The organism is Pseudomonas sp. YQ_5, assembly GCF_043103305.1.
GTDB lineage: Bacteria > Pseudomonadota > Gammaproteobacteria > Pseudomonadales > Pseudomonadaceae > Aquipseudomonas > Aquipseudomonas putida_Y.
On record NZ_JBICJS010000023.1, the window covers coordinates 1 to 1218 of the forward strand.

Consider the following 1218-nt stretch of genomic DNA (forward strand, 5'->3'; position numbering starts at 1 on the left):
ATGCGCCATGCACGCCAGTCGTTCAACGCCCGGCTGTAGCGCCAACGCGCTGTAGCCGGCGTAATCATCGGTCATCACGTAACCGCGATAGCCCTCCAGCAGGCGCAGCGGCACCTCCTGCGCGCGGCTGGTGGTGTAATCGAACAGCACGACTTGTCGATCAGGCGGGCCACTGGCCTGCACCCACATCCAGGATTGACTGGTCGGATCACGATCCGGCTCTTTGAGCACCTGCACGCGAGTTTCATCGCAATGGATCACCGGGCTTTCCAGCAGGCGGTCACGCATCAGGTTCAGCAGTGGCTGAAAGTGTTCGCTGCACTGGATGACCCAGCGGGCCAGGGTTTGCCGGGGGATCTCGATACCATGTCGGTTCAGCACCGTCTCGAAGCGGTGCAGCGGCAGGCCATCGACGTATTTGGTGGTCAGCAACATCGCCAGCACGCTGGGACTGGCCATGCTCTTTTCAATCAATTGGGCCGGCTTGTCAGCGGTGACCGGCGCGGTTTCGCAGCCACGGCAGCCATAGATTTTGCGTACGTGTTTAAGCACACGGATCTGCATCGGCACGATGTCGAGTTGTTCGCTGGTTTGCTCGCCAATCACGTGTTTGCGGCAACCACAGGCGCAAGTCAGTTCGTGCTCGGGCAAGTCATGAATGACTTCAATGCGTGGCAGGTCAGCCGACAGTGGCTTGCGTTTGCCGCGCTGCTTGCTTGGCGCAACAACTTCTTCGTCGGCATCATCAGCGGTAGGTACCCACTGACTTTCGGGTTCATTGAACAACGCCAGTTGGGGCGTGTTGGACTCGACGGTTTGCTCGGACTTGCGATTGAATAATCGGTCACGCAGCAGCTTGACCTGTTCCTTAAGGTCGACGATCTGACCTTTGTCGACCGTGCGCTCGGCCAACAACTGCGCAAGCAGTAGTTTGAGCGCGACAGGGTCGTCAGGAAGGTTATCGGGCACTGAAATCATGGCCCGGATTATACCCGCTCAGGCGACGAAACGAGGAGTCAAAACCTGATGCGGACGGTTGCGCCAGAGATCGAAACCGTCGAGTAGCCAATTCAGTTCCTGGACGGTCAGTACGATAGCTTCGTCGGTCGCGTCGGGTGAAGTTTTGAAACGCTCGGCTTCGAGGCGCTTGAGCCAAAGGCAGAAGCCGTTGCGCTCCCAATACAACACCTTGATGCGGTTACGGGCTTTATTGAGGAA

At 58.1% G+C, this 1218-nt stretch carries 1 protein-coding gene and 1 pseudogene; both read right to left on the reverse strand.

The annotated features are described in order from the left end of the window. Positions 1 to 978 (reverse strand): annotated as a pseudogene (locus ACF8EA_RS03905) (IS66-like element ISPpu15 family transposase); the annotation flags it as partial. Positions 979 to 996: 18 nt separating this feature from the next. Next, on the reverse strand, positions 997 to 1218 hold a 222-nt coding region (gene tnpB / locus ACF8EA_RS03910; RefSeq protein ID WP_392521154.1), incomplete at its 5' end, for an IS66 family insertion sequence element accessory protein TnpB.